Source organism: Streptomyces caelestis, from assembly GCF_014205255.1.
Classification (GTDB): domain Bacteria; phylum Actinomycetota; class Actinomycetes; order Streptomycetales; family Streptomycetaceae; genus Streptomyces; species Streptomyces caelestis.
Genome location: NZ_JACHNE010000001.1, coordinates 5,225,935 through 5,251,833, shown reverse-complemented (window position 1 = coordinate 5,251,833; position 25,899 = coordinate 5,225,935). Strand labels below are relative to the sequence as shown.

Below are 25,899 nucleotides of genomic sequence, written 5' to 3'. Positions count from 1 at the left end.
CGTCGGGTCAGTGGGATGCGGTCTCCAGCACGGGTGCCGGTTCGGCAGGGGCTGCCTGCCGCTCGACGCGTCGCCGGGTCGGGATCAGCAGGGCCGCGACGCCCGCGGCGGCGACCACCGCGGCTCCCGTCACCAACGCGGGGCGCATGCCGTCGACGAACGTCTGGCCGGTCTCGTAGCCGCCCTGCGCCGCGAAGATCGACGCCATGACGGCGATGCCGAGCGCTCCGCCCACCTCGCGCAGGGCGTTGTTGGCACCGGAGGCGATGCCCTGCTCCTGGGGCCGGACGCTGGACATCACCAGGTGCGAGGCGGGAGCGAAGAACAGGGCCATGCCGATGCCGCTGACGATCAGGGCGGGCAGCTGGGCGGCGTAGGAGGCGTCCGCCGTGGCCACGACCGACATGTAGGCGAGACCCAGGGCCTGGAGGAACAGGCCGGCGGCGACGACCGGGCGGCCGCCGACGCGGTCGGCGAGGATGCCGGCGATCGGGGCGACCAGCATCGGCATGCCGGTCCAGGGCAGCATCCTGAGGCCCGCCTCGGTGGGCGAGTAGCCGAGGACGCCCTGCATGTACTGGCTGAGCAGGAAGATCGAGCCGAACATGCCGAGGAACATCAGCAGGCTCGCCGCGTTGATGCCGGAGAAGGCCCGGGAGCGGAAGAGCCGCATCGGGAGCATGGGGTTCGCGGCGCGCGCGCTGTAGAGGACGAATCCGGCGAGCAGCGCGGAGCCGGCGAACAGGCCCGTCAGGACCAGCGATCCGGTCCAGCCGTCGACGGGGCCCCGGACCAGGCCGTAGACGATGCCGAAGAGGCCGCCGCTGGCGAGCAGGGTGCCGGGGATGTCGAGCGGTGCGCCGGTGCCGTGGGACTCGGCGAGACGCAGCCGGGCGAGCGGCAGCAGGACCAGGCCCAGCGGGACGTTCAGCCAGAAGATCCACTGCCAGGAGATGTGTTCGGTGAGGGTGCCGCCGACCAGCGGCCCGGAGGCGACGGCGAGCCCGTTGACGGCTCCCCAGATGCCGTACGCCATGCCCCGCTTGGCGGCGGGCACGGCCGCGGTGAGCAGGGTGAGCGTCAGGGGCATCATCACGGCCGCGCCGGCGCCCTAGACCGCGCGGGCGGCGATGAGGGAGTCGATACCCGGCGCCATGGCAGCGGCGGCGGACGCACCGGTGAAGACGGCGAGCCCGGCGATGAACAGCCGGCGGCGGCCGAAGCGGTCGCCGAGGGCCGCGCCGGACATCAGCAGGACGGCGAAGGTGAGCGTGTACGCGCTCACGGTCCATTCAAGGTCGTGCAGGCCTCCGCCGAGGTCCTCGCGGATGGAGGGCAGGGCGGTGGTGACGACGAGGTTGTCGAGGGCCGCCATGAATCCGGCGACGCTGGTGATGACGAGGGCCCAGGCGGCCCCTCCGCGACGTGCGATCTGCTGTGACATCGCTCCCCCAGAGCTGACTGCTGATCAATTAGTTATTGATTACTAACTTTCGCGGTCATGAAAAGGCGCAACATCCTGACCCTTCTTGTCAGCTGCCGGACGCGGACGGATCCAGCCCCGCCCAGACCCGATGGCCGGCCGGGAAGCCCATGGCCACGAGGCAGTTGATGAGCATTCCCTGCGCCATGAAGGTCGTCGTCCTGTCGGCGTCGGCCCCCAGCGGCAGGTGGACGGTGTCCCACAGCCGCATCCAGCCGGCGCGCACGGCCTCGCCGAACTCGTGATCCCCCTCCTCTTCGGCGGCCGCCACGGCGAGGTACATCTGCATCTGCATCATCAGCCGCTCGGGCTGCTCGGAGATGGTCTTGATGTACGCACCACCCATGGCATGGAGAGCCTCGTCACCCTCGAGCCCCTCGGCAGCCTCGGCGAACGTCCGGATGGTGTCCTCGACACACCGCTCCGCCGCCGCCAGGAAGATCGCCTTCTTGCCCGGGAAGAGCCGGAAGAGATACGGCTGCGAGACGCCGACCCGCCGGGCGATCGCCTCGGTCGACGTGCCGTGGTAGCCGCCGCGGGCGAACTCGGTCGTCGCCGCGCGGATGACGCTCTCGCGCCTCTCCTCTGCACTCATCCTGACCATGCAAGAAAGTTAGTACTCAATCACTAACTATGTCAACCGGTCCCCGGTGATCACGTACGAGTAAGGGGCGCCCCGCACTGGAGAGCGCCCCTTACCCGGCATCTGCCGTCTGCCGCCTCAGGCCAGCCGCACGACCGCACGCGACATGCCCAGCACTTTCTGCCCGGCGCTCGTCACCGTCAGGTCCACGCGGACCGTGTTGTCGTCGAGCTTGGCCGCAACCTTGCCGCCGACCTCGATCACGGCACCCTGCTCATCGTTCGGGACGACGACGGGCTTGGTGAAGCGCACGCCGTACTCGACGACCGCGCCCGGGTCGCCGGCCCAGTCGGTGACCACGCGGATCGCCTCGGCCATGGTGAACATGCCGTGCGCGATGACGTCCGGCAGGCCGACCTCCCTGGCGAACTTCTCGTTCCAGTGGATCGGGTTGAAGTCGCCGGAGGCGCCCGCGTACCGGACGAGGGTCGCGCGGGTCACAGGGAAGGTCTGCGCGGGCAGTTCGGTGCCGACCTCGACGTCGGAGTAGGAGATCTTCGCTGTCATGGGATCGCTCACGCCTCCTCGGCCGCGCGGGCCACGAGCTTGGTCCAAGCGGTCACGACGTGCTCGCCGGCCTCGTCGTGGACCTCACCGCGGATGTCCAGGATGTCGTTGCCCGCGAGGGACTTGATCGCCTCGATGGTGGAGGTGACCGTCAGCCGGTCTCCGGCGCGGACCGGGCGGCGGTAGGCGAACTTTTGGTCACCATGCACCACGCGGCTGTAGTCCAGGCCGAGCTGCGGATCGTGGACGACCTGCCCCGCGGCCTTGAAGGTGATCGAGAACACGAACGTCGGCGGGGCGATCACATCGGGGTGGCCGAGCGCCTTGGCGGCCTCCGCGTCCGTGTACGCCGGGTTGGTGTCCCCGACCGCCTCGGCGAACTCACGGATCTTCTCCCGGCCCACCTCGTAGGGCTCGGTGGGCGGGTACGTCCGCCCCACGAAGGACTGGTCGAGCGCCATGGCCCGGCACCTCCTGGTTGCGCTACTGAACGATTCGGGTCATTCAACGACGCGAGGCCGCCCCCGATCACTCGGGAACGGCCTCGCGTACGAGCCTGTTTTTATCGCGTTTCGCGGTGCGCGGTGTGCGCGTTGCAACGCGGGCAGTGCTTCTTCATCTCAAGACGGTCCGGGTTGTTACGCCGGTTCTTCTTGGTGATGTAGTTCCGCTCCTTGCACTCCACGCAGGCCAGCGTGATCTTCGGGCGGACGTCGGTGGCAGCCACGTGAGTGCTCCTAAGACGAACGGATGGACTGTTTAACGCAAGAAGAGTAGCCGATCGAAGGACCGACCCCGCAATCGGCTACTGAGAGTAGCGGTGACCGGACTTGAACCGGTGACACAGCGATTATGAGCCGCTTGCTCTACCGACTGAGCTACACCGCTTTGATGTGGTCGGGCCCCGCCTCGCGACGGGAACCGTTCACACCAGAGCCCCAAAACGGAATCGAACCGTTGACCTTCTCCTTACCATGGAGACGCTCTGCCGACTGAGCTATTGGGGCGAGCGATGAAGACATTACACGCTCCGCCGCTGTTCGCCCAAATCCGTTTCGGGTACCCGCCCTGGACGTCGGCACCGTCCTCCCGGCAGCCCCGTGCGTGCCTCGCGTTCCGTACGACGGGCCACGCCGGTACGACTATTGCGCTCCTCCCCGCGACGGACGGGAGGCCGTCCTAGGCTCGACTCACTCTGAGTGATCATGCGTCCTCGCGTGCGCAGCCGAGCCCCAGGAGCGCGATGCCCGACAGCCAGCCGCAGCCGCCGCCCCCGCCGTCCTCGCCGGGTCCGGCCGACCCGTCGTCGCTGTTGCTGTGCGGGGCGCGGCTCACCGACGGCCGGACCGTGGACGTCCGGCTGGGCGGCGGGCGTATCGAGGCGGTCGGCACGGCCGGCAGCCTGGGGGCGGGCGGCACGCGCGCGTACGGGGCGCGCGTGGATCTCGGCGGCTATCTGCTGCTGCCGGCCCCGGCCGAGCCGCACGCCCATGCCGACACGGCGTTGTCGGCCCACGCCGTGGGCCCGGTCTCGTACGAGCCGCAGGACGTCCAGCGCCGGGCGACCGAGGCCGCGCTGCTCCAGCTCGGGCACGGGGCGACGGCGGTGCGGGCCCATGTGCGCGTGGGGGACGTGCAGGGGCTGGGCGCGCTGGCGGCCGTGTTGCAGGCGCGGCGGGCGCTGCGGGGGCTGGCCGGGCTGACGACGGTGGCGATGCCCCGGGTGTTGACCGGGGTGGCCGGGGCGGACGGGCTGGCGATGCTGCGGGACGCGGTGAAGATGGGCGCCTCGGTGGTGGGCGGCCGGCCGGATCTCGACCCGGATCCGACGGGGTACGTGGAGGCGGTCCTGGAAGTCGCCTCCGAGCACGGCTGCCCCGTCGACCTGCACACGGACGCCAGGGATCCGGCGCGGCTGGCCCGGCTCGCGGCGATGGCGGGCGGGCTGCGTCCCGGGGTGACCCTCAGCCCGTGCGGCGATCTCGGCCGGCTGCCCTCCGAGGTCGCCTCGCGGACCGCGGACCAACTGGCGGCGGCAGGGGTGACGGTGGTGTGCCTGCCGCAGGGCGGCTGCGGTGGCGTGGACCGGCGAGGGGCGGCTCCGGTGCGGCTGCTGCGGGCGGCCGGGGTGCGGGTGGCCGCCGGGAGCGGGGCGCTGCGGGACGTGTCGAACCCCGTGGGGCGCGGCGACCCGCTGGAGGCGGCGTTCCTGCTGGCCTCGCGCTACGGCCTGTCGCCCGAGGAGGCGTACGACGCGGTGAGCTCCTCGGCACGGGCGGTGCTGGGGCTGCCGGAGGTGCGGGTGGAGGCGGGTTTCCCGGCCGAGTTGCTCGCGGTGCGCGGGGACGGGCTGGCGGGGGCGCTGTCGCTGGCGTACAGCCGGGTGGTGGTGCACAGGGGGCGCGTGGTGGCCCGGACCAGCGCGGTGCGGGAGTACTGCAGTTCGGCGGCTTCGGTGGAGCTGGGGCTGCCGCGGCAGGGACGGGGGCAGTTGTCGTAGAGGGTGTGGCTCGAGTCGTTCGGCGGACGGTGCTGTCCGGGCGTACGGTCGAAGGCATGCGCATTGTCATCGCTGGTGGTCATGGTCAGATCGCGTTGCGGCTGGAGCGGTTGCTCGCCGCGCGCGGGGACGAGGTGGCGGGAATCATCCGCAAGGCCGAACAGGCCGATGATCTGCGGGAGGCCGGTGCCGAACCGGTCGTGCTCGACCTGGAGTCGGCGTCCGTGGACGAGGTCGCGGAGCGGCTCAGGGGTGCCTACGCGGCGGTGTTCGCGGCGGGCGCGGGCCCGGGCAGCGGGGCGGCCCGCAAGGACACGGTGGACAAGGCCGCGGCGGTCCTCTTCGCGGACGCGGCGGTGAAGGCGGGCGTACGGCGCTTCGTGATCGTTTCGTCCATGGGCGCCGATCCGCAGCACCAGGGCGACGAGATCTTCGACGTGTACCTGCGCGCCAAGGGCGAGGCGGACGCGTACGTGCGCGGGCTGGACGGCCTGGACTGGACGATTCTGCGACCCGGTCAGCTCACCGACGACGCCGGCACGGGCCTCGTACGCCTGGAGGCGCACACGGGCCGCGGGCCGATTCCGCGCGCCGACGTGGCCGCCGTGCTGGCGGAGCTGGTGGACACTCCCGCGACGGCCGGCCTCACTCTGGAGCTGATCAGCGGGCCGGCTCCGGTGTCCGTGGCGGTGAAGTCGGTGGCGGGGAACTGACCCCGCCGGGCCCCCTAGAACAGGGGCAGTTGGCCCGGGAAGTCGGGGACCGCGTAGCCGTCCAGGGAGGGCTGCTCCGGGCCGATCCGGGCCAGGCGGCGGGAGCCCGGGCATGAGGTGAGTTCGCCGTGTTCCCGGGCACCGGGCGGGTCGTGACGCGCGTACCGCCCGGCGACGACGGCGATCTCACGACGGCACTCGGGGCACGTTCTGCGACGGGAGGACATGGGGCCAGTGTGCCGCGCGGGCGGCTCGCGTATGCCTGCCCCCGCCCCAGGGCGGCGCGTTGACGCTCTCGGGCACCGGCGTGGACGACCACGACGTCGAACTCGCCCACGCCGCCGAGCACCCCGCCGCCTTGTCGGGTCACGCCGGCCTGCGAGGAGGCAGGCGCCTCGTCGGGTCACGGAGACGCGCGCAGCCAGGTGCGACGCCGCACGACCTCGGCAGCCGGCTGAACGAGTCCTGCAAGAAGGCTGCCTGACGTGCTCAGCCAGTCGTCGCCGCGCCGAACCACCGCGGCAGCAGGTCGAGCAGTTCCCGCTGGTCCTCGCCGACCCACGCCACATGGCCGTCCGGCCGCAGAAGCACCGCGGGTACGTCCAGTTCCTCGCTGACGTCGACGACGTGGTCGACCCGGTCCGCCCAGCCCTCCACCGACAGCCGGCCGGTCTGGTCGAGCAGCAGCCCGCGGCCGCCGCGCATCAGCTCGTAGAGGCGCCCCCGCTTCAGCGTCACGTCCCGCAGGCGCCGGCCGAGGAGTGCGTGGCCCTCGCCGAAGTCGTAGCGGACCGAGATCGCCGTGATCTTCTCGATCAGGTACCGGTTCACCTCCTCGAAGTCCATCAGTTCCTCGACCAGCCGGCGCACGGCCGTCGGCCCCGGCTCGGAGCTCAGCAGCTCCATCTGCGCGCGGGTGTTGTCCAGCACGGCGGCGGCCACCGGGCGCCGTTCGGCGTGGTAGCTGTCCAGCAGCCCCTCCGGTGCCCAGCCGCGCACTTCGGCGGCCAGCTTCCAGCCGAGGTTGAACGCGTCCTGGATGCCGAGGTTGAGCCCCTGCCCGCCGGTCGGCGGATGGATGTGCGCGGCGTCGCCGGCGAGCAGCACCCGGCCGACGCGGTAGCGCTCGGCCAGCCGGGTGGCGTCGCCGAAGCGGGACAGCCAGCGCGGCGAGTGCACGCCGAAGTCGGTGCCGGCGAAGTGCCGCAGCCGCTGCTTGAACTCCTCCAGGGCCGGCGGGACCGTACGGTCCTCCGTCACCCCCTCGGCAGGCACGATGACGCGGTACCTCCCGTCCCCGAGGGGCATGGTGCCGAACCGCCACTGCGTCTTGCGGACCTCGGCCACCACCGCCGCCATCTCCTCCGGCGGTACACCCACCTCCATCTCGCCCAGCAGCGTCTCGACCCGGGCGGGCTCGCCGGGGAAGCCCACGCCGAGCAGCTTGCGCACGGTGCTGCGGCCGCCGTCGCAGGCCACGAGGTAACGCGAGCGCAGCCGCGTGCCGTCGGCCAGTTCCGCGGTCACACCGTCGTCGTCCTGACTCAGCCCCACCAGCTCGCAGCCGCGCCGGATCTCGGCGCCGAGCTCGGCGGCGTGCTCGGTCAGCAGGCGCTCGGTGACGCTCTGCGCAATGCCGAGCACATACGCGTGCGCGGTGTCCATCCGGGCGGGCCACGTCTTGCCGATGCCGGCGAAGAACCCGCCTGTCTCGTACTTCTGGCCGAGCGCCAGGAACCGCTTCAGCAGACCGCGCTGGTCCATCAGCTCGATGCTGCGCACATGGATGCCGAGCGCGCGGGACTGCCCGGTCGGTTCGGCCAGCTTCTCCAGCACGACCACGTGCACGCCGCGCAGCCGCAGTTCGCCGGCCAGCATCATCCCGGTCGGTCCCCCGCCGACCACGATCACGTCCACCATCACAGCCCCCGATTTCCCCGATGTCGGCTTCGGCCGGTGATTCTGCGGGACAAGGGGGGCCTTGCCGCAAGACCCCCCTCGTGCTATAAGTTGAGAGTGGCAAGGAAGTACGACTCCTTGCCTTTTCTATTTTCTCGCTCCTTATATTCTCCTTTCTTACTTTCTGCCACCTGTCTGTCTTTTGACGTCAGCGGGTGTTCCCGTCGCATCGGCACACCAGGTCCCAGATGATCGTCCCCATGGGATCTCGTGTGTCCGAGGTGGCGCTTCCGCCTCTTTTCTGTCCTCTGGAATCCGCCATTCACCCGCGTGTCCGGCAGGTCGAGAAACGCGCCGTGGAGTGGATCGGCAGCAGCGGTATGTGCGCCTCCGAAGAGGAAAAGGCATGGGTCGTGGCCACGCACAGCACCGACTTCTACGGCCGGTTCGCCCCGGTCGCCGACGACGACCGGCTGCTGGCGACGGCCCTGTGGGTGTACTGGGGTTTCGGCTTCGACGACGCGCGCTGCGACCAGGGACCGCTCAGCACCCGCCCGGCACAGTTCAACGCCCTGGCCTGCCAGGTGCAGCGGGCGTGCGAGACCGATACGGCGATCGGGGAGGACCGGTACATCGGCGCTCTTAGGGACATCGTGCGCCGCTTCCGGTCACTCGCCACGCCCACGCAGGTGAGCCGGTTCGCACACGCCCACCGTGCCTGGCTGTCAGGGGTGGCCTGGCAGATCGGCAACCAGGCGCTGGGCCGGATGCCCGGCCTGGACGACTTCCTGACGATGCGGTTGCTGGCGGCGGGCGGCGAGCCGACCCTGGCGATGCTGGAGATCGCGACCGGCGCCGAGGTACCCGCCCGTGACCTGCACCGGCCGGCGGTCCGCGCGCTGACGGAGATGGCCATCCTGGTGGCCGCCCTCGACAACGACCGGCACTCGCTGCACAAGGAACTGACCCGGAACCAGGCCGACCAGAACATCTACACCGTCCTGATGCAGGAGCGGGGCCTCCCGCTGGACCAGGCGGTGGAGGTCGCGAACGGGCTGCGGGACCGCGTACTGCTGCGCTTCCTCGAACTGCACGACCGCGTCCGCCCGACGGCCGGCCTGGAACTCGCCACCTATCTCCAGGGGCTGCGGTACGGCATCCGCGGCAACAACGAGTGGGGGATGCGCGTGCCCCGCTACCTCAGCCTCGGCCACTGGCCCGACGCGATGGAGGACACCGCGCTGACCTGGGCCGAGGAACCGTCCGACACCCGGCCGGGCCCGCTGGAGGGCGCTCCCGGCATCGCCTGGTGGTGGGACGCGGGGCTGGGCTGAGCCCCGTCTCAGTGGCCCGTGGCCAGGTCCAGGGTCCACCAGGGTCCTCCAAAGCCGCCGGCCACACCGACCCCGGCGTGCTTGTAACGGCAGGTCAGGACGATGGCCCGATGCGGGGCGCTGTCCATCCGCCTACGGACGGCGGCCTCCGGTGTACCGGCGCCGGCGACGATGATCTCGGCGCTGAGGCGAGGGTGGTAGCCGGCGGCCCGCATCCGGGCGGCCGGGCTGCTGCCGTCGGTTCCGGTGTGGCTGAGGCGCTGCCCGCGGGCCATGTCGGCACTGTGCCGCCGGGCCGCCCGGTTGAGGGCCGGCCACAGCCGCACGGGGCCGCAACCGGCCTGGGCCCGGTGCCGGTTGACGACGGCGACCACCTCGGCCGCCGTGTGGTCGCGGGACCGGCCCGGAGGGGAGTACGTGGTGTCGTCGCGAGTTTGCTGGACGGGCCCGGGCGTCGGCAGGGGCCACAGGGGCGCCTCGTAGTACGGCGACGGCATCGGCGCGGGCGGCCCGGCCCAGGCGAGAAGGGTGCCCGCCAGGGCGAGAGCGGTCCTGCGCATCCCGGTCATCTTTTCCCTCTTCTTTTCTCGACGTCCCGCGGATTGCGGTGGACACCGTACCTATATTCATTTCCGCTGTTGCGGCCAGCCGTTCGTTCGGGGGAACACGGCATTTCCCGGACCGCTTCGGATGACTTTGGTGGCTAGGCTGAGATGCGCCGCTTGTTCACTCTTTCCTGCTCTTCCTTTCCTTTCTCTTCCGGAGGTTTCTCATGTCGCTGCGGGTTCGCCGCATCGCCGTAGTGTCGCTGAGCGCGCTGGCTCTCACCGCGGGCGGGACGGTGGTGGCTGCCGGCGCCTCGGCACAGCCGGCGGCCACCACCGTCGTCAACCCCGGCCCCGACGGACTCGGTGGTGGCCACCACGACGGGCCGCCGCACTACGGGCCATTCGAATTCCCCCGCTACGGCTCGGTCTCGGGCGGCTTCTCCTGGAGTGTGCAGGACTAGCGGGAGCTGATCCGTGCCGAGGGCCGTCCTTGGGGCGGCCCTCGGCCACGTGCGGTCCGGCCGGCCGTTCAGCGCTTGAGCGTGGTCGCGCTGACGACGAGGACCAGGACCACGCACGCCAGGATGAGCAGCGCGTCGCGGACGAACAGTCCGGTGATCCCGGTGTGCGTGGCGGCCTCTCCGGCGGCCTGGACGGCGTACGTCATCGGCATGACCTTGGCGACGGCCGACAGGGCGCCGTGCATCTCGTCGCGCGGCACGAACAGACCGCACACCAGGAACTGGGGCAGCACCCCGGCGGGCAGGAACTGCACCGCCTGGAACTCGTTGCGCGCGAAGGCGCTCACCAGCAGCCCCAGCGCCAGCCCCAGCAGCGCGCCGAGCATGGCGATGACCATGAGCAGATACGCGGGGCCCTTGATGTCCAGGCCGAGCGGGCCGATGGACAGCAGGGTGGAGAGCACCGCCTGTGACAGGGCCAGGAAGGCGAAGGCGAGGCTGTAGCCGAGCACGATGTCCAGCCGCTGCACGGGCATCGTCAGCAGTCGCTCGGCGGTGCCGGTGGTGCGTTCCCGCAGCGTCGACACGGACGCCACCAGGTACATCACGATGACCGGGAAGATGCCGAAGACCTGGGGGCCGACCCGCTCGAAGGTGGCTTCGGAGTCATGGAACATCAGCTTCAGCAGCACCATGAGCATGCACGGGATGGCCAGCAGCAGTGCGGTGCTGCCCTTGTCCCGGGAGATCTGCTGGAGCACCCGGACCGCGGTCGCGCCCGTGATGGTGGGCGAGAACGGCAGCCGCTCGGCCACCCGGACGCCGCTCACCGCACCGTGTCCGCGGCGAAGTAGGCCCGTTCCGCCTCGGGGGCGCCGGCCTGGTCGAGGAGGCCCGGCAGGGCCAGCGGCAGACTCTGCTCCGCGGCCCGCCGCCGCGCGCGTTCCTCGGCGTCGGACGCGGCCTGCACCAGATGCATGAACGCCTCTTCCACGTCGTCGCAGCCGGTGTGCTCCAGCAGCGCCTCCCGGTCGGCTCCGGCCAGCAACCGCCCGGCCCGCATCAGCAGCAGCCGGTCACAGCGGTCGGCCTCGTCCATCACATGGCTGGACACCAGCAGCGTGGTGCCCTCCTCGGCCAGCCGCTGGAAGACCAGCCACAGCTCCCGGCGCACCATGGGGTCCAGGCCGACGGTCGGCTCGTCCATCACGAGCAGGTCGGGCTTGTTCAGCAGCGCGACGGCCAGTGACACCCGCGAGTACTGGCCGCCCGACAGACGGGCGACCAGCTTGTCGGCGTAGGAGGCCAGATCGACGTCCTTCACCACCCGGACCACCGCGTCCTCCCGCTGCCAGCCCCGCATGCCGAGGGCGGCGGCGAAGTAGCGCAGGTTCTCCAGCACGGTCAGATCCGCGTAGACCGACGGCGCCTGGGTGACGTAGCCGACGCGGGTCCTCAACTGCGGGGCACCGGCCGCGTGTCCGAGGACCTGGACGTGGCCCGCCGTGGTCTGCTGCACGCCGACCACGGACCGCAGCAGCGTCGTCTTCCCGCAGCCGCTCGGCCCGAGCAGGCCCACGATGCAGCCGCGGGGAACGGTGAAGCTGATGTCCTGGAGGACGGTGTGGCGGCCGCGGACCACCCGCAGCCCATAGGCGGCCACGGCGGGAAGCTCACCCGGCAGCGCTGCGCTCGTCTCGGTCTGCTGCACGGCTCCACTGTGTTTCGTCACGATCGTTCCGCTCCGAGCGGCCGGGGTGCGGCCGGGGCTACGGCGGTTGGTCACGGCTGTGGGTGGGTGAGGGCTCCGGGCCGCCGCACAGACAACGGCCCACCCCCACGGAAGTCACGCCGCGGTACGTCCGCTCCCCCGTCTGCGCGGCAGGTCGCCTCCCTCTGGCCGGGGGTCAGGACTCGCGGCGGGTCATCGCCCAGGCGATGTCGTGAAGTTGCCGGTAGGCGTCGGGGGTGGGCCGCGCCCACGACAGGGCCCGCAGCGCGGCCGACACCTGGCGGCGGGCCTCCTGCTCGGCGGCCTGGCGGCCACCGGCCTCCTCGACCAGCTCGCGCGCCAGGGCGATGTCCTGCTCGTCCAGGGGGTGCGTGGACGCGTACAGCGCGCGGAGCCGCTCGGCCGCCGCGCCCTCGCCGCTCAGGGCCGCCACGACGGGCAGCGACTTCTTCCGCGCCGCGAGGTCGGCCCCGACCGGCTTGCCGCTGCGCGCGGTGCGGCCCCAGATGCCCAGGACGTCGTCGGCGCACTGGAAGGCCACGCCCAGTCGCCGGCCGAACTCCCGCAGCCCGCTTACCCGTTCGCCGTCCGCCCCGGCCAGTACGCCGCCCAGGGCGCAGGAACACCCCATCAGCGACCCCGTCTTGCCCTCCGCCATGGCGACGTACTGGGTCACCGACACCTCCGGCGCCTTCTCGAACGCCACATCGCGGCTCTGCCCCTCGACCAGCTCCAGCAGGGCCGCGACCAGCTCCTTCACCGCTTCGGCGGCCCGCCTTTGGGGTACGTCCGCCAGCGCGCGCAGTGCCGACACCAGCAGGGCGTCGCCAGTCAGCACCGCCGCCGGCGTGCCGAACACCGACCAGGCGGCCGGCCGGTGCCGGCGCAGGGCGTCGCCGTCGATGACGTCGTCGTGCAGCAGGGTGAAGTCGTGCACCAACTCCACCGCGACCGCGCCCGGTACGGCGAGTTCCGCACTGCCCCCGACCGCCGCCGCGGACAGCAGGACCAGGGCCGGGCGGACCGACTTGCCCTTCCGGGACGCCGTCGCCATCGGCGTGCCGTCGGCCTCGCACCAGCCGCGGTGATACCCGGCCACCCGGCTCTCGGCCGTCGGCAGCGCGGCGACGGCCGACCGGAGGGCAGGATTCAGCAGGTCGTCAACCCAGCCCAGACGAGGAAACGTGGCGACCGGGGCCGGATCGGTGATCTGCGACATGTACTGCTCCTCAAGGCTGCGAACGGAAACCGCTTTCGGCATCGACTGCCTGGTCACGTAGCCGCCTCAGTCAATCGGTGGCCCCCCACCCTGGCGAAGCCGCAGCGCACCTCCCGCAGAAAGATCACTTGGCCGGACCAGCCCTATTACGGTGCACCTAGCCGACAATCGGGCGATGGCACCGACGGGTTGGGGGGGGGACGGGGGCCGGCAGGTTAGGGGGGCGGGGGTCGGCGGGCTGGCGGGTTAGGGGGACGGGGGTCGGCGGGCCGGCGGGTTAGGGGGACGGGGGTCGGCGGGCCGGCAGGCCCGCGGCTCGGCGGGCCGGCAGGCCCGCGGCTCGGCGGGCCTGCAGGCCCGCGGCTCGGCGGGCCGGCAGGCCCGCGGCTCGGCGGGTCGGCGGGTCGGCGGACGAGGCACGACAGCCGTGGTCAGACCGCCGCTGTACGCACGTGCTGAGACCGGCCGCTGCCCCCGCCGCCGTCAACTTCCGGCTGACGCCCGGCGCCAGCGGCATCGTTTCTGCATACCGTCGCCGGGTGATCCCCGCGCCGTCCGCCGCGTCCCACCGGCCCGGTCGGCAGCCGTTTCACTCATCCTGCTGGGCGTGATCGCCTCCCTGTCACGCGCCTGTGCTGCCGCCCCGCTGGGCACCGCCTGCACCTTCGCCCTGTCCTGCCCCGCCCACGCCGCGACATCCCGCCCGCTGGACCAAGCCGTCGCCGCCCTGCCCCAGGCCGCCGAGTCCCGGGACGGCTACGAGCGCACCAGCTTCACGTACTGGAACGCCGGTGCCCATCCCGACGACGGGTGCGACACCCGCGACGAGGTGCTGATCGCCGAGGCGATCGAACCACCGGCCACCGGCCCGGACTGGAAGCTGAAGGGCGGCCACCTGGTCGCCCTACTACGACGCCCGCAGGATCACCTCCGCCGCGGCCATGGACGTCGACCACAGGGTGCCGCTGCCCGAGGCCTGGGATTCCGGCGCCTCCCAGTGGACGGCCGCCCGCCGCGAGGCCAACGCCAACGACCTCGTCGACGCACGCACCCTGGTGGCCGTGTACCGCCGCCGCGCACCGCAGCAAGGCCGACCAGGATCCCACCCAGTGGCTGCCACCCAACCCCAAGGCCACGTGCCGCTACGTCATCGAATGGACGGCCGTGAAACTGCGCTGGAACCTCACCGCGAACACCGAGGAACGCGAGTCCCTGTCCCGCCTCGCCGAGGCCTGACCGGACGCGGTCGTCACGTACACACCGGCGCCTAGGCGGGGCGTCCGGCCGGGGGCTCGGCTGGTGTTCTGGATGGTGTTCTTGGCTGGTGACTTGCACCGGCGCGCGTGGTCCTGGTCCGTGAGACGCGTCACCCCGTTCGGGGGCGGCTCCCGGACCGGCATCACCTACGAGCCACTCCATACGAAAGACCCCCTCCCATCTGCGTTTCCGCAGTTGAGAGGGGGTCTTCCCCAGTGTGGCGGCGCCAGGATTCGAACCTGGGAAGGCTGAGCCGGCAGATTTACAGTCTGCTCCCTTTGGCCGCTCGGGCACACCGCCGGGGTTGCTGCCCGTCGAACCGCTCTTCTTCGGTGGTGCTCCGTGGCAACGACGTAAACAATACCTGATGTGGAGGGGTGCTTCGCCACCCGATTGATCTGCACCCGGAGGGCGGGGGGTGGCTAGGCTTGTCCGGATGCGGCCCGGGATCTGAACAGGCCCGGCGGCCGCCCACGTACGCCGTACGCACGATACGCACCCCGATACAAGGAGCCACAGGACATGGCCGACTCCAGTTTCGACATCGTCTCGAAGGTCGAGCGGCAGGAGGTCGACAACGCACTCAACCAGGCCGCCAAGGAGATCTCGCAGCGCTACGACTTCAAGGGCGTGGGTGCCTCGATCTCGTGGTCCGGTGAGCAGATCCTCATGGAGGCGAACTCCGAGGACCGGGTGAAGGCTGTCCTCGACGTCTTCCAGTCCAAGCTGATCAAGCGCGGCATCTCGCTGAAGGCTCTGGACGCGGGCGAGCCCCAGCTCTCCGGCAAGGAGTACAAGATCTTCGCGTCGATCAAGGAGGGCATCTCCCAGGAGAACGCGAAGAAGGTGGCGAAGACCATCCGCGACGAGGGCCCCAAGGGCGTGAAGGCGCAGGTGCAGGGCGAGGAGCTGCGGGTCAGCTCCAAGAGCCGTGACGATCTTCAGGCCGTCATCGCCCTGCTGAAGGGCAAGGACTTCGACTTCGCCATGCAGTTCGTGAACTACCGGTAGGTCCGGTGGGATCCTCCGGGTTCCCGGTCTGCACGGGCGGGTTCCCGGTCTGCTTGGTTACGAGGAAGGGTGGGCACCTGTCGGGTGCCCACCCTTCTCGGCTGCTGGCTGCGGTCCATGGGCGCGTGCTGACCGTGGGCGTGGGTGCGGTCAGTTGCGTGAGTTGCCGAACATGAGGCGGTAGGCGATCAGGAGGACGAGCGACCCGCCGATCGCCGCGGCCCAGGTCGTGCCGTCGTAGAAGTCCTTGGTGATCGGGTGGTCCATCCAGCGGGCCGATATCCAGCCGCCGATGAACGCGCCCGCGATGCCGATCAGGGTCGTGCCGATGAGGCCGCCCGGGTCGCGCCCCGGCAGCAGGAACTTCGCGATGGCTCCGGCCAACAGTCCCAGGATGATCCAGCTGATGATGGTCATGCCGTGAACCTGCCCTTTCACGCTGTGCCCGCACTGTTCCGGCCATGTGATCTTGCTCCTGACAGGCCGTGCTCGTGCGCCGTACACCGGGCGTTCCGCGTGCGTCGTCCTTGCCGCGCGCGTTCACACCGTCTTGGTCGGGAAGACGCCCTGGGGGCGCCCGCCGGTTGCACTGATCAGTAGGGTGCGGTGCATGACAGCCTCCGCTTCCGGACTGCGCCGCACCCTTGGCGTCGGGGACGCCGTCGTCGTAGGACTCGGCTCGATGGTGGGAGCCGGGATCTTCGCCGCGCTCACGCCCGCGGCGCATGCGGCCGGATCCGGGCTGCTCCTCGGGCTCGCCGTCGCCGCCGTGGTCGCGTACTGCAACGCCATGTCGTCGGCTCGCCTCGCCGCCCTGTATCCGGCTTCGGGCGGTACGTACGTGTACGGGCGTGAGCGGCTCGGGGAGTTCTGGGGGTATCTCGCGGGCTGGGCGTTCGTGGTCGGGAAGACGGCCTCCTGTGCGGCGATGGCGCTCACCGTGGGCACGTACGTCTGGCCGGGGCAGGCGCACGCGGTGGCGGTCGCGGCCGTGGTGGCGCTGACCGCGGTGAACTACGGCGGTGTCCAGAAGTCCGCGTGGCTGACGCGGGTGATCGTGGCGGTGGTCCTGGCTGTCCTCGCTGCCGTGGTGGTCGGGTGTCTGGTGTCGGGCGAGGCCGAAGTCGGGCGGCTGGACATCGGGGCCTCGGGCGGCGCGGGCGGTGTGCTTCAGGCGGCCGGTCTGCTGTTCTTCGCGTTCGCCGGGTACGCCCGGATCGCGACCCTCGGTGAGGAGGTACGGGACCCGGCGCGCACCATTCCGCGCGCGATCCCGCTGGCGCTGGGCATCGCGCTGGTGGTGTACGCGGGTGTGGCGGTGGCTGTCCTTTCGGTGCTGGGGTCTGACGGTCTCGGGGACGCGACGGCGCCGCTGGCCGACGCGGTGCGGGCGGCCGGGATGCCCTGGCTCGCGCCGATGGTGCGTATCGGTGCGGCCGTGGCCGCGCTGGGGTCGCTGCTCGCCCTGATCCTGGGCGTCTCGCGGACGACGCTGGCCATGGCCAGGGACCGGCACCTGCCGGGCGCGCTGGCGGCCGTGCATCCGCGTTTCCAGGTGCCGCACCGGGCGGAGCTGGCCGTGGGTGCGGTGGTCGCGGTCCTGGCCGCCACGGTGGACGTCCGGGGCGCGATCGGGTTCTCCTCCTTCGGGGTGCTGGCGTACTACGCCGTGGCCAACGCATCGGCCTGGACGCTTGATTCGTCGCCGGTGGCACGGGTGGTGCCGGTGGTCGGACTGGTCGGGTGCGCGGTGCTGGCGTTCTCGCTGCCGGGGGTTTCGGTGGTCGTGGGCGCGGGTGTGCTGGTGGTGGGGGCGGTTGCGTACGGCGTGCGGCGGGTGGTGCGGGCGGGGGATGAGAGGGGGTAGAGCCGCCCTCTTGGCTGTGCTCGTGGCTTCTTGGCTGCGGTCCGGGGCTTTATGGCTGCTGCCGGGGCTCTCTTCGGTTGCTGCCCGTCAGGGGCCTCTGACCGGGCGGCAGGCTCAGGACGTGAAGTCCGCTTGCGGAAACAGGTGTTGTGAGACTTGGCCGTCGCTCGTGTCGGCAACTGCTCGATCGCGGTCATGTGTTCATGATGCAGGCCACCACCGACAGCCGGGCGGGCCTGTGGATAACCCGTGACCTGTGGAAACCGGGCGGCGTCGCCCCGCCGTCAGCGCACTGCGAACGGCTCGTTCGTCCGCACGATGTCGCGGCCCAGCGGGAGCAGCGAGACCGGGATGAGCTTGAAATTGGCGACGCCGAGCGGGATGCCGATGATCGTGACGCACAGCGCGATGCCGGTGACGATGTGGCCGAGGGCCAGCCACCAGCCCGCGAGGACCAGCCACAGGACGTTGCCGACGCAGGACGGTGCGCCCGCGTCGCGGCGCTCGACTGTCGTGTACCCGAAGGGCCACAGGGCGTAGACGCCTATGCGGAAGGCCGCGATGCCGAACGGGATGCCGATGACGGTGATACAGAGGAGCAGGCCCGCGACCATGTAGGCGAGGAAGAGCCAGAAGCCGCTCAGGACGAGCCATATGACGTTCAGAATGGTCTTCACTGGTGCCCACCTGCCATCTTTTCGAGCCGGGCGATGCGGTCCGCCATCGGCGGGTGCGTGGAGAACATCTTCGAGAGCCCCTGGCCGGGCCGGAACGGGTTCGCGATCATCATGTGGCTGGCGGTCTCAATTCGGGGCTCCGGCGGCAGCGGGAGCTGCTTGGTGCCGAGTTCGAGCTTGCGCAGGGCGCTGGCCAGGGCGAGCGGGTCGCCGGTGAGCTGGGCGCCGGAAGCGTCCGCCTGATACTCCCGGGAGCGGCTGATGGCCAGTTGGATGACAGAGGCGGCCAGCGGGCCCAGGAGCATGATCAGCAGCATGCCGAGCAGGCCGGGGCCGTCGTCGTCGTCCGAGCGCCCGATCGGGATCAGCCAGGCGAAGTTGACCAGGAACATGATCACGGAGGCGAGAGCACCGGCGACCGACGAGATGAGGATGTCGCGGTTGTAGACATGGCTGAGCTCGTGGCCGATGACGCCGCGCAGCTCGCGTTCGTCCAGGAGGCGCAGGATGCCTTCGGTGCAGCACACGGCGGCGTTGCGCGGGTTGCGGCCCGTGGCGAAGGCGTTGGGCGCCTCCGTCGGGGAAATGTACAGGCGCGGCATGGGCTGGCGGGCCTGCGTGGAGAGCTCGCGGACCATGCGGTAGAGCCCGGGGGCCTCGAACTCGCTCACCGGGCGGGCGCGCATCGCGCGGAGGGCCAGCTTGTCGCTGTTCCAGTACGCGTACGCGTTGGTGGCCAGCGCTACCAGGACGGCGATGACGAGCCCCATGCGGCCGAAGAAGCTGCCGATGACGATGATGAGTGCGGACAGTCCCCCGAGGAGGACTGCTGTCCTGAGCCCGTTGTGCCGGCGGTGCACGGTACGCCCTCCAAGTGGTGCGGCAGGGGGACCCTTGCTTGCTGCTCTGCGGTGCCGCTGGTGCCGTGATGTCACGTCCAGTGGACCCTCCCGTACTGGTCAACGCCAGGCGGGAGGCACTAGTTCCCTTGTGCGCGCGGCGACGGGTGCGGACCGTCCGGGTGAACGGCGCCGGGACGCGGCACGCGCGCGTGGAGGGCCGGGTGCCCCACGCGCGCGTGGTGAATGCGGCTGTTGTTCAGAAGAGGGCCGTGTCGGTGAAGCGCAGGACCAGCTGGGGTGCGCCGGACAGGGCGATGCCGAGGACTCCGGTGAGGGCGATCGCGGCGGTGAGCGGGGCCGGGACGCGGTGCTTCTCGGGTTCGCCCTCGGGGGCGCGGAAGAGCAGGGCCGTCCACTGGAGGTAGTAGAACAGCGCGATGACGACGTTGACGGCCATGATCACGGCCAGCCAGCCGAGGCCGGCGTCGACGGCCGCCGAGAAGACGGTGACCTTGGCGAAGAGGCCGATGATGCCCGGCGGCAGCCCGGCGAGGCAGAGCAGGAAGAACGCCAGGAGCAGCGCGGACAGGGGGCTCGACGCGTACAGGCCGCGGTAGTCGGAGACGCGGTTGAGGGACTTCGTTCGGCCGACGAGGGCGGCCACGGCGAAGGCGCCGAGATTCACCGCGCCGTACATCAGGGCGTAGGCGACGGTGGAGCCGATCGACTTCTCGGCGTCGCCGGAGTACGCGGCGGCGGCGATCGGTACCAGGAGGTAGCCCGCCTGGCCGACGGACGACCAGGCGAGCAGGCGTACCGCGCTGTACGCGCGCGTGGCCTGCTGGCGCAGGGCTCCGACGTTGCCCACGGTCATGGTGAGCGCGGCCAGGGCGGCCAGGGCAGGGCCCCAGACGTCGGCGTACGACGGTAGGGCGACGACCGTGACGAGGATCAGGCCGCTGAAGCCGACCGCCTTGCCGATGACCGACAGGTAGGCGGCGATCGGAAGGGGGGCACCCACGTACGTGTCGGGCACCCAGAAGTGGAAGGGCACGGCGGCTGTCTTGAAGGCGAAGCCGACGAGGGTGAGGACGACGCCGGTCTGGGCGAGCGTGTGGAGCTGTCCGTCGACGTTCTGGATGCGGTCGGCGACCTGGGTGAGGTAGAGGGTGCCTGTGGAGGCGTACACGAAGCTGATGCCCATCAGGCTGACCGCGGTCGCGGTGACCGAGGACAGGAAGAACTTCAGGGCCGCTTCGGAGGACTTCCGGTCGCCGTACCTGAGGCCGACCAGCGCGAAGGCGGGCAGGGAGGCGACCTCAAGGGCGACGATCAGGGTCGCGAGGTCGCGGGAGGCGGGCAGGAGGGCGGCGCCCGCCGCGGAGGACAGCAGCAGGAACCAGTACTCCCCCTCGGGAAGCTCCTTGCGGGCGTCCTTCAGGGCGGTGACCGACAGCAGAGCGGCGAGGAGGGCGCCGCCGAGGACCAGGAACTGGATGACCAGGGTGAAGCGGTCGGCCGTGTAGCTGCACACGGCGGCGTCGCCGGTCAGGCAGAAGGTGCTGCGGTCGCCGTCCAGGAGGGGCAGCAGCATCAGCGTGGCGGCGGCCAGGCCGACCACGGACGTCCAGCCGAGCAGCGTCTTCCGGTTCTCGGCGACGAACAGGTCGGCGACCAGGACGAGGAGTCCGACGACCGCCGCGATGGTGGGCGGTGCGATCGCGAGCCAGTCGACGGACTGGACCAGCGACGCGGCCAGGGGCTGGGCCGGGGAGCTCATCGGGTGCCTCCTGCGAGGAGCTGCTGGACGGCGGGGTCACTCAGGCCGAGGAGGGCCCTGGGCCACAGGCCGGCGACGACGGTGAGAACGACGAGCGGGGCCCAGGCCGCGAACTCGTAACTGCGGACGTCGGTGAGCCTGGGAGCGTCCTTGGGCAGGGCTCCCATGCAGACCCGGCGGACCACGATCAGCAGGTACGCGGCCGTCAGCAGGGTGCCGAACGCGCCGATCGCCATGAAGGTGAGGAAGGCGGGACGGCTGAGGCCGGCTGCGGGCTGGAAGGCCCCGAACAGCGCCAGCATCTCGCCCCAGAAACCGGCCAGGCCCGGCAGACCGAGCGAGGCGACGGCGGCGAAGGCGAGCAGGCCGCCGAGGCGCGGGGCCCTGCCGTAGAGCGCGGCTCCGGTCTCCTCCGCGAGGGTGTCGAGGTCGGTGGTGCCGGTGCGGTCCTTCAGCGCACCGACGAGGAAGAAGAGCAGGCCGGTGATGAGGCCGTGGGCGATGTTGGCGAACAGGGCGCCGTTCACGCCGGCCGGGGTCATCGTGGCGATGCCGAGCAGGACGAAGCCCATGTGGCCGACGGAGGAGTAGGCGATGAGGCGTTTGAGGTCGCCCTTCGCGCCCTGCTTGGCGAGGGCCAGGCAGGCCAGGGATCCGTAGATGATGCCGACGACGGCGAGCGCTGCGAGGTAGGGCGCGAACGTGCGGAAGCCGTCCGGTGCGATGGGGAGGATGATCCGGACGAACCCGTACGTACCCATCTTCAGCAGGACACCGGCCAGCAGGACCGAGCCGACGGTCGGCGCGGCGGTGTGGGCGTCGGGCAGCCAGCTGTGCAGCGGCCACATCGGCGTCTTGACGGCGAGGCCGATCCCGATCGCCAGAACGGCGATGACCTGCACGGATGTGGTCAGCGACCGGCCGTTGTCAGTGGCGAGTGCCATCATGTCGAACGTGCCCGCCTTGATCCCGATCAGGAGCAGGCCGAGCAGCATGACCACGGAGCCGAGCAGCGTGTAGAGGATGAACCGCCAAGCGGCCTGGCTCCGGCCCTCGCCGCCCCAGCGGGCGATGAGGAAGTACATCGGGATGAGAACCATCTCGAAGGCGAGGAAGAACAGCAGCAGGTCGAGGACGGCAAACGTCGCGAGCGTGCCGGACTCGAGGACGAGCAGCAGGGCGACGAAGGCCTTCGGGGCCGGACCCGCGGGCATCTTGAAGTACGAGTAGAGCGCGCAGAGGAAGGTCAGCAGCGCGGTCAGGACCAGAAGGGGGAGGGAGATGCCGTCGATGCCGAGGTGGATGCGTACGTCGAGTGCGGGGATCCAGCTGATGTCCGTGCTGGCCTGCATCTTCGACGGCTGGTCGTGGTCGAAGCCGAGCGCGAGGACGATCGCCGCGATGAGGACGGCGCCGGTGACGGTGACGCCGTGCCGGAGCACGGCCTGCTCGGGTGACTTCCCCTTCAGCCCGGGCGGGGCCGGCAGGAGAGCCGTGGCCGCGCCGAGGAGCGGCCCGACGACGACGAACGCCAGAAGGAACTGCATCACGGACTCGTTGATATCGATCACGCCTGCTCACGCTCCCGTGGCGACGAGGACGACGGCGACCGCGAGGACGACGGTGCCGGCGAGCAGCGCGCTCACATAGGTCTGGACGTTGCCGGTCTGGGCGCGCCGTACGGCGGCGCCGAGCCAGCGGGGCAGCGCACCCGCTCCGCGTACGTAGGTCTCGACGACCTCCCGGTCCAGGAACCGCACGAGGCTCGCCCCGGCCTGGACCGGCCGGACGAAGAGGGCCCGGTACACGGCGTCCAGGTGGAAGCCGGCGGCCGCGTGGCGGTGCAGCGGGCCGAGCAGGAGCCGTCCGGGGTCGGCGGGGTCGGGCGCGTAGGCGATGTCGCCGTAGGCCGGCTTGTGGGTGGCGATGGCCTCCGCCTCGACCTGGGCGGCGTCGCCCTCGGGGTGGGCCGCGACCGCGCCCAGCGGGACGCGTGCGGTGAGCGCAGTGGTGTGCCGCCAGGCGCCGTAGGTGACGATGCCGCCGACCAGGGCCACGCCCGTGCCGAGCACGGAGGTCGTGAGGGTCGGGTTGAGGTCGCGGCCGTCGAACCAGTCGGGCAGCAGGCGGAACGCGAAGCCGCCGAAGGCCAGGGACGGGGCGGCGAGCACCCACAGCACGACGGTCATCGTCAGCGGCTGCCTGCCGTGGTCGGGGGCTTCGGCGCCCCGGCCGCGGAAGGCCAGCAGCCACAGGCGCATCGCGTAGGCGGCGGTGAGCACGGCCGTGAGCAGGCCGGCGACGAGGACGATCCAGCCTGCGGCGGCAGGGGCGTGCGCGGTGTGTCCGGTGACGACGTGTTCGGCGACGCCGAGGACGGCCTCCTTGGAGAAGAAGCCGCTGAACGGCGGGATCGCGGCGAGCGCGAGGAGCGCCACGGTCATCGTCCAGTAGGCGTCGGGGATGCGGTCGCGCAGGTTCCGCATGCGGGACATCGCGGCGAGCGAGTTGGTGCCGGCGGCGTGGATGATCACGCCGGCCGCGAGGAACAGCAGCGCCTTGAAGGCGCCATGGGACAGGAGGTGGAAGACGGCGGCGCCGCGGTCGCCGACGGCGAGGGCGCCGGACATGTAGCCGAGCTGGCCGATCGTCGAGTAGGCGAGGACGCGCTTGATGTCGTCCTGGGCGAGCGCGGCGAGCGCCGAGCCCGCCATCGTGACGGCCGCCATGACGGCGAGGACGACCATCGCGGCCTGGGAGGCCTCGAACAGCGGGAGGAGACGGGCGATGAAGTAGACACCGGCGGCGACCATCGTCGCGGCGTGGATCAGCGCGGAGACGGGGGTCGGGCCCGCCATCGCGTCGGGGAGCCAGGTGTGCAGCGGGAACTGCGCGGACTTGCCCGCCACGCCCGCCAGGAGCAGCAGGGCGATCAGAGTCGGGTGGTCGAGCGAGCCGCTCGCGACGGCGCCGAGGACCCGGGTGATGCGGAACGAACCGGCGTCGGTGGCCAGGGCGAACAGGCCGATGAGGAAGGGGACGTCGCCGAGCTTGGTGACCAGGAAGGCCTTGAGGGAGGCGGCGCGGGCTTCCGGGGTCTCCCAGTAGTGGCCGACCAGGAAGTAGGAGCAGATGCCCATGACTTCCCAGCCGACCAGCAGCACGATCAGGTCACCGGAGTAGACGACCAGGAGCATCGCGGAGGTGAAGAGGGAGACGAGGGCGGCGTACGAGGGGTAGCGCGGGTCGTCGCGCAGGTAGCCCGTCGAGTAGATCTGCACGCAGGAGGCTACGAGCCCGACGAGGACGGCGACGAGGGCGGCGAAGCCGTCGATGTGCAGGGCGAGTTCGATCGGGACGGAGCCGGTGGGGGTGAGTTCCGTGGCCGCGTTGACGACCGCGTCACCGCCTTGCCGCGCGGCGACCAGCGCGGCGAGCACCAGGGAGGTGAGCGTCGGCAGGACGGCGAGCGGGCGGACGAAGCCGGGTGCCGTGCGGCCCAGGAGCAGGCCGGCGACGGCACCGAGGAACGGAAGGAGGGGGACGAGGACGGCGAGGGTGGTCGTGGTCACGCGGTGGCCTCAGCCTTCTGGGCCTCGCCGGACTGCTCGGCCGTAAGGGCGTCGTGGTCGGTGCCGTCGGGGTCGTGCCGTTCGGCGGTGTCGCGGAGCTTGTCGATGTCCGCGGTGCCGCGGTTGCGGTGGACGGCGAGGACGATGGCCAGGCCGATGCCGATCTCGGCGGCGGCGATGGCGATGGTGAACAGGGTGAGGGCCTGGCCGGAGTGCAGGGTCTCTTCGGCGGTCTTGCTGAGCCAGACGTCGAAGGCGACCAGGTTGAGGTTGACGGCGTTGAGCATCAGCTCGACCGACATCAGGACCAGGATCGCGTTGCGTCGGGCGAGGACGCCGTACAGGCCCGTGCAGAAGAGGAGGGCGGAGAGGACGGCGGGATAGGCGAGGTGCATCAGCGGGTCCCTTCCTGCTCGCTCCGGGGGGCCGGGGTGCTCTCGGCCGCGGTCGCCGTGGCGGCCTTCGCCTTGCGGGACAGGACGATCGCGCCGACCAGGGCGGCGAGGAGGAGGACGGAAAGAGCCTCGAAGGGGAGGACCCAGTTCTGGAAGAGGCTCGCGCCGGTGACCTTGGTGGACCCGGCGGCGGGTCCGTCCAGGTCGATCCAGGTGGTGCGGAAGGCGTCGACGACGACCCAGACCAGGGCGGCAGCGGCGGCGACGGCCACGGTGAGGGCGGCCCAGCGGTTGCCGGAGTCGGCGTCCGGGGAGCGGCCGATGGGGGCCCTGGTGAGCATCAGACCGAACAGGAGGAGGACGACGACGGAACCGACGTAGATGAGGACCTGCACCCAGGCGATGAACTCGGCGGTGAGCAGGAGGTACTCGACGGCCAGGCCGCCGAGGGTCACCACCAGCCACAGGGCGGCGTGCACCAGCTGCCGGGTGGTGACGGTGACGAGCGCGGCGCCGAAGGTGACCAGGCCGACGAGGAGGAAGGCGATCTCGACGCCCGTCGGGGAGAGGAAGCCGTGGGTCTCGGCGGCGGCCGTGGTGGCCGGCCCCGTCGCGAGGAGGCCGGTGGTTGCGGTGAGGGTCATTCCCGGCCCTCCTGCCCGGGCGTCGGCTGGTCCGGCTTCAGCTGGTCCGGCGTCGCCTCACCCAGCTTTGGGTGATCCGGCTTCGTCTGGCCCGGCGTCGGGTGATCCGGCTTCGTCTGGCCCGGCGTCGGGTGATCCGGCTTCGTCTGGCCCGGCGTCGGGTGATCCGGCTGTGCGTGATCCGGCTCCGGCTGGTCGGTCTGCTGCTTGGAGGCGCCCTGGGGGCGGGTGGGCTGCTCCGCGGCGCGGGCCTGCTCGTCGGCGTGCGGTTCGGTGGCGGCGGGCGGGGCCTGCTGGGCGGCCAGCTTGTCGGCGGTCTTGCGGGCGGTGGCGAGTTCCTTCGGCTCCTCCGCGCCGGGGTCGAGAGCCGGTGGGGCCGGGACGGTCCACATCCACTCGCGGAGCTTGTCGCGCTCGTGGGTGAGGTCGCGGATGTCGGTCTCGGCGTACTCGAACTCCGGGGACCAGAACAGGGCGTCGAAAGGACAGACCTCGATGCAGATACCGCAGTACATGCACAGGGAGAAGTCGATGGCGAAGCGGTCGAGGACGTTGCGGCTGCGTTCGCGGCCGCCGGGGGCCGCCGCCGGGACCGTCTCCTTGTGGGAGTCGATGTAGATGCACCAGTCCGGGCACTCACGGGCGCACAGCATGCAGACCGTGCAGTTCTCCTCGAACAGGCCGATCACACCGCGGGTGCGGGGCGGGAGGTCGGGCTGGGCGTCCGGGTACTGCGCGGTGACGGACTTCTTCGTCATCGTGCGGAGGGTGACGGCCAGGCCCTTGGCGAGGCCGGAGCCGGGGATGGGGGCCAT

25 protein-coding genes, 3 tRNA genes and 2 pseudogenes are annotated in these 25,899 nt (G+C 71.2%); 7 read left to right on the top strand and 23 right to left on the bottom strand.

All coding sequences use genetic code 11. From position 1 onward, the window contains the following. Positions 1-7: 7 nt before the first annotated feature. From HDA41_RS24115 to HDA41_RS24085, 7 genes and pseudogenes are all read right to left on the bottom strand, one after another. A pseudogene (locus HDA41_RS24115) lies at positions 8-1,444 on the bottom strand (MFS transporter). Between the two features lie 88 nt (positions 1,445-1,532). After that, positions 1,533-2,087 carry a TetR/AcrR family transcriptional regulator gene (locus HDA41_RS24110; protein ID WP_184987099.1) on the bottom strand — a complete coding sequence of 185 codons (555 nt, stop codon included), beginning with the start codon at positions 2,085-2,087 and terminating at the stop codon, positions 1,533-1,535. Between the two features lie 117 nt (positions 2,088-2,204). Beyond that, positions 2,205-2,633, bottom strand: a complete 429-nt coding sequence (locus tag HDA41_RS24105) for a MaoC family dehydratase (RefSeq protein WP_184987097.1) — start codon at positions 2,631-2,633, stop codon at positions 2,205-2,207. Between the two features lie 8 nt (positions 2,634-2,641). Continuing rightward, positions 2,642-3,094, bottom strand: coding sequence for a MaoC family dehydratase N-terminal domain-containing protein (locus HDA41_RS24100; RefSeq protein ID WP_184987095.1), 453 nt, complete (start codon positions 3,092-3,094; stop codon positions 2,642-2,644). A 101-nt stretch (positions 3,095-3,195) separates the two neighbouring features. Further along, complete coding sequence (rpmG, locus tag HDA41_RS24095) at positions 3,196-3,360, bottom strand: 50S ribosomal protein L33 (protein WP_003948671.1); 165 nt, start codon at positions 3,358-3,360, stop codon at positions 3,196-3,198. Between the two features lie 88 nt (positions 3,361-3,448). Beyond that, a tRNA-Met gene (locus HDA41_RS24090) sits at positions 3,449-3,521 on the bottom strand. Positions 3,522-3,567: 46 nt separating this feature from the next. Continuing rightward, positions 3,568-3,640: transfer RNA gene (locus tag HDA41_RS24085), tRNA-Thr, on the bottom strand. Between the two features lie 236 nt (positions 3,641-3,876). On the opposite strand from HDA41_RS24085, the gene HDA41_RS24080 reads away from it, so the two are divergent. Both HDA41_RS24080 and HDA41_RS24075 read left to right on the top strand, forming a co-directional pair. Further along, the gene (locus HDA41_RS24080; protein WP_184987093.1) at positions 3,877-5,133 is read left to right on the top strand and encodes an amidohydrolase family protein; all 1,257 of its coding nucleotides are present in this window, start codon (positions 3,877-3,879) and stop codon (positions 5,131-5,133) included. Positions 5,134-5,189: 56 nt separating this feature from the next. Then, a complete protein-coding gene (locus HDA41_RS24075; RefSeq protein ID WP_184987091.1) occupies positions 5,190-5,846 on the top strand; it encodes an SDR family oxidoreductase in 657 nt (218 codons plus the stop codon). Between the two features lie 14 nt (positions 5,847-5,860). Here HDA41_RS24075 and HDA41_RS24070 read toward each other — a convergent pair whose 3' ends face one another. Both HDA41_RS24070 and rox read right to left on the bottom strand, forming a co-directional pair. Then, positions 5,861-6,073, bottom strand: coding sequence for a hypothetical protein (locus HDA41_RS24070; protein WP_184987089.1), 213 nt, complete (start codon positions 6,071-6,073; stop codon positions 5,861-5,863). Between the two features lie 262 nt (positions 6,074-6,335). Next, positions 6,336-7,766, bottom strand: coding sequence for a rifampin monooxygenase (rox, locus tag HDA41_RS24065; protein WP_184987087.1), 1,431 nt, complete (start codon positions 7,764-7,766; stop codon positions 6,336-6,338). 392 nt (positions 7,767-8,158) lie between these two features. On the opposite strand from rox, the gene HDA41_RS24060 reads away from it, so the two are divergent. After that, entirely contained in the window at positions 8,159-9,079 is a 921-nt protein-coding gene (locus tag HDA41_RS24060) for a terpene synthase family protein (protein WP_221511589.1), read from the top strand. Positions 9,080-9,087: 8 nt separating this feature from the next. Here HDA41_RS24060 and HDA41_RS24055 read toward each other — a convergent pair whose 3' ends face one another. Then, positions 9,088-9,639, bottom strand: coding sequence for a CAP domain-containing protein (locus tag HDA41_RS24055; RefSeq protein ID WP_184987085.1), 552 nt, complete (start codon positions 9,637-9,639; stop codon positions 9,088-9,090). 212 nt (positions 9,640-9,851) lie between these two features. Between HDA41_RS24055 and HDA41_RS24050 the strand changes: the two genes are divergently transcribed. Beyond that, on the top strand, positions 9,852-10,088 hold the full coding sequence (locus HDA41_RS24050) for a hypothetical protein (RefSeq protein WP_184987082.1): 237 nt from the start codon (positions 9,852-9,854) through the stop codon (positions 10,086-10,088). Between the two features lie 68 nt (positions 10,089-10,156). Here the strand turns inward: HDA41_RS24050 and HDA41_RS24045 are convergent, their stop codons facing one another. From HDA41_RS24045 to HDA41_RS24035, 3 genes are all read right to left on the bottom strand, one after another. Beyond that, the gene (locus HDA41_RS24045; RefSeq protein WP_184987080.1) at positions 10,157-10,918 is read right to left on the bottom strand and encodes an ABC transporter permease; all 762 of its coding nucleotides are present in this window, start codon (positions 10,916-10,918) and stop codon (positions 10,157-10,159) included. Continuing rightward, positions 10,915-11,799: an ABC transporter ATP-binding protein gene (locus HDA41_RS24040; RefSeq protein ID WP_230299415.1), complete on the bottom strand. Its 885-nt coding sequence runs from the start codon at positions 11,797-11,799 to the stop codon at positions 10,915-10,917. The genes HDA41_RS24045 and HDA41_RS24040 overlap by 4 nt, the downstream gene beginning before the upstream one ends. Positions 11,800-11,995: 196 nt before the next feature. After that, positions 11,996-13,039, bottom strand: coding sequence for a polyprenyl synthetase family protein (locus tag HDA41_RS24035; RefSeq protein WP_184987078.1), 1,044 nt, complete (start codon positions 13,037-13,039; stop codon positions 11,996-11,998). A gap of 607 nt (positions 13,040-13,646) precedes the next feature. Between HDA41_RS24035 and HDA41_RS42760 the strand changes: the two are divergent. Then, positions 13,647-14,275: pseudogene (locus HDA41_RS42760) on the top strand (HNH endonuclease). Between the two features lie 239 nt (positions 14,276-14,514). Here HDA41_RS42760 and HDA41_RS24030 read toward each other — a convergent pair. Next, a tRNA-Tyr gene (locus HDA41_RS24030) sits at positions 14,515-14,596 on the bottom strand. Positions 14,597-14,818: 222 nt separating this feature from the next. Between HDA41_RS24030 and HDA41_RS24025 the strand changes: the two genes are divergently transcribed. Further along, on the top strand, positions 14,819-15,307 hold the full coding sequence (locus tag HDA41_RS24025) for a YajQ family cyclic di-GMP-binding protein (RefSeq protein ID WP_184987076.1): 489 nt from the start codon (positions 14,819-14,821) through the stop codon (positions 15,305-15,307). A gap of 150 nt (positions 15,308-15,457) precedes the next feature. Here the strand turns inward: HDA41_RS24025 and HDA41_RS24020 are convergent, their stop codons facing one another. After that, complete coding sequence (locus tag HDA41_RS24020) at positions 15,458-15,724, bottom strand: GlsB/YeaQ/YmgE family stress response membrane protein (RefSeq protein ID WP_184987074.1); 267 nt, start codon at positions 15,722-15,724, stop codon at positions 15,458-15,460. A gap of 193 nt (positions 15,725-15,917) precedes the next feature. On the opposite strand from HDA41_RS24020, the gene HDA41_RS24015 reads away from it, so the two are divergent. Then, the gene (locus tag HDA41_RS24015; RefSeq protein ID WP_184987072.1) at positions 15,918-17,174 is read left to right on the top strand and encodes an APC family permease; all 1,257 of its coding nucleotides are present in this window, start codon (positions 15,918-15,920) and stop codon (positions 17,172-17,174) included. 284 nt (positions 17,175-17,458) lie between these two features. On the opposite strand, the gene HDA41_RS24010 is transcribed toward HDA41_RS24015, so the two are convergent. The 8 genes from HDA41_RS24010 to HDA41_RS41490 all read right to left on the bottom strand — a co-directional run bounded on the left by HDA41_RS24010 (position 17,459) and on the right by HDA41_RS41490 (position 25,899). Next, positions 17,459-17,851 carry a YccF domain-containing protein gene (locus HDA41_RS24010; protein WP_059424745.1) on the bottom strand — a complete coding sequence of 131 codons (393 nt, stop codon included), beginning with the start codon at positions 17,849-17,851 and terminating at the stop codon, positions 17,459-17,461. After that, positions 17,848-18,711 carry a zinc metalloprotease HtpX gene (gene htpX, locus HDA41_RS24005; protein WP_184987070.1) on the bottom strand — a complete coding sequence of 288 codons (864 nt, stop codon included), beginning with the start codon at positions 18,709-18,711 and terminating at the stop codon, positions 17,848-17,850. The genes HDA41_RS24010 and htpX overlap by 4 nt, the downstream gene beginning before the upstream one ends. 238 nt (positions 18,712-18,949) lie before the next feature. Next, positions 18,950-20,473, bottom strand: coding sequence for an NADH-quinone oxidoreductase subunit N (locus tag HDA41_RS24000; RefSeq protein WP_184987068.1), 1,524 nt, complete (start codon positions 20,471-20,473; stop codon positions 18,950-18,952). Next, positions 20,470-22,044, bottom strand: coding sequence for a complex I subunit 4 family protein (locus HDA41_RS23995; protein WP_184987066.1), 1,575 nt, complete (start codon positions 22,042-22,044; stop codon positions 20,470-20,472). The genes HDA41_RS24000 and HDA41_RS23995 overlap by 4 nt, the downstream gene beginning before the upstream one ends. A 6-nt stretch (positions 22,045-22,050) precedes the next feature. Beyond that, on the bottom strand, positions 22,051-24,045 hold the full coding sequence (locus HDA41_RS23990) for an NADH-quinone oxidoreductase subunit 5 family protein (RefSeq protein ID WP_184987064.1): 1,995 nt from the start codon (positions 24,043-24,045) through the stop codon (positions 22,051-22,053). Continuing rightward, positions 24,042-24,440, bottom strand: a complete 399-nt coding sequence (gene nuoK, locus HDA41_RS23985; protein WP_059424736.1) for an NADH-quinone oxidoreductase subunit NuoK — start codon at positions 24,438-24,440, stop codon at positions 24,042-24,044. Before nuoK ends, HDA41_RS23990 begins: the two co-directional genes overlap by 4 nt. Beyond that, positions 24,440-25,084 carry an NADH-quinone oxidoreductase subunit J family protein gene (locus HDA41_RS23980; protein ID WP_184987062.1) on the bottom strand — a complete coding sequence of 215 codons (645 nt, stop codon included), beginning with the start codon at positions 25,082-25,084 and terminating at the stop codon, positions 24,440-24,442. The genes nuoK and HDA41_RS23980 overlap by 1 nt, the downstream gene beginning before the upstream one ends. Continuing rightward, positions 25,081-25,899 (bottom strand): NuoI/complex I 23 kDa subunit family protein, encoded by an 819-nt coding sequence (locus HDA41_RS41490; RefSeq protein ID WP_230299414.1) that lies wholly within the window; start codon positions 25,897-25,899, stop codon positions 25,081-25,083. The genes HDA41_RS23980 and HDA41_RS41490 overlap by 4 nt, the downstream gene beginning before the upstream one ends.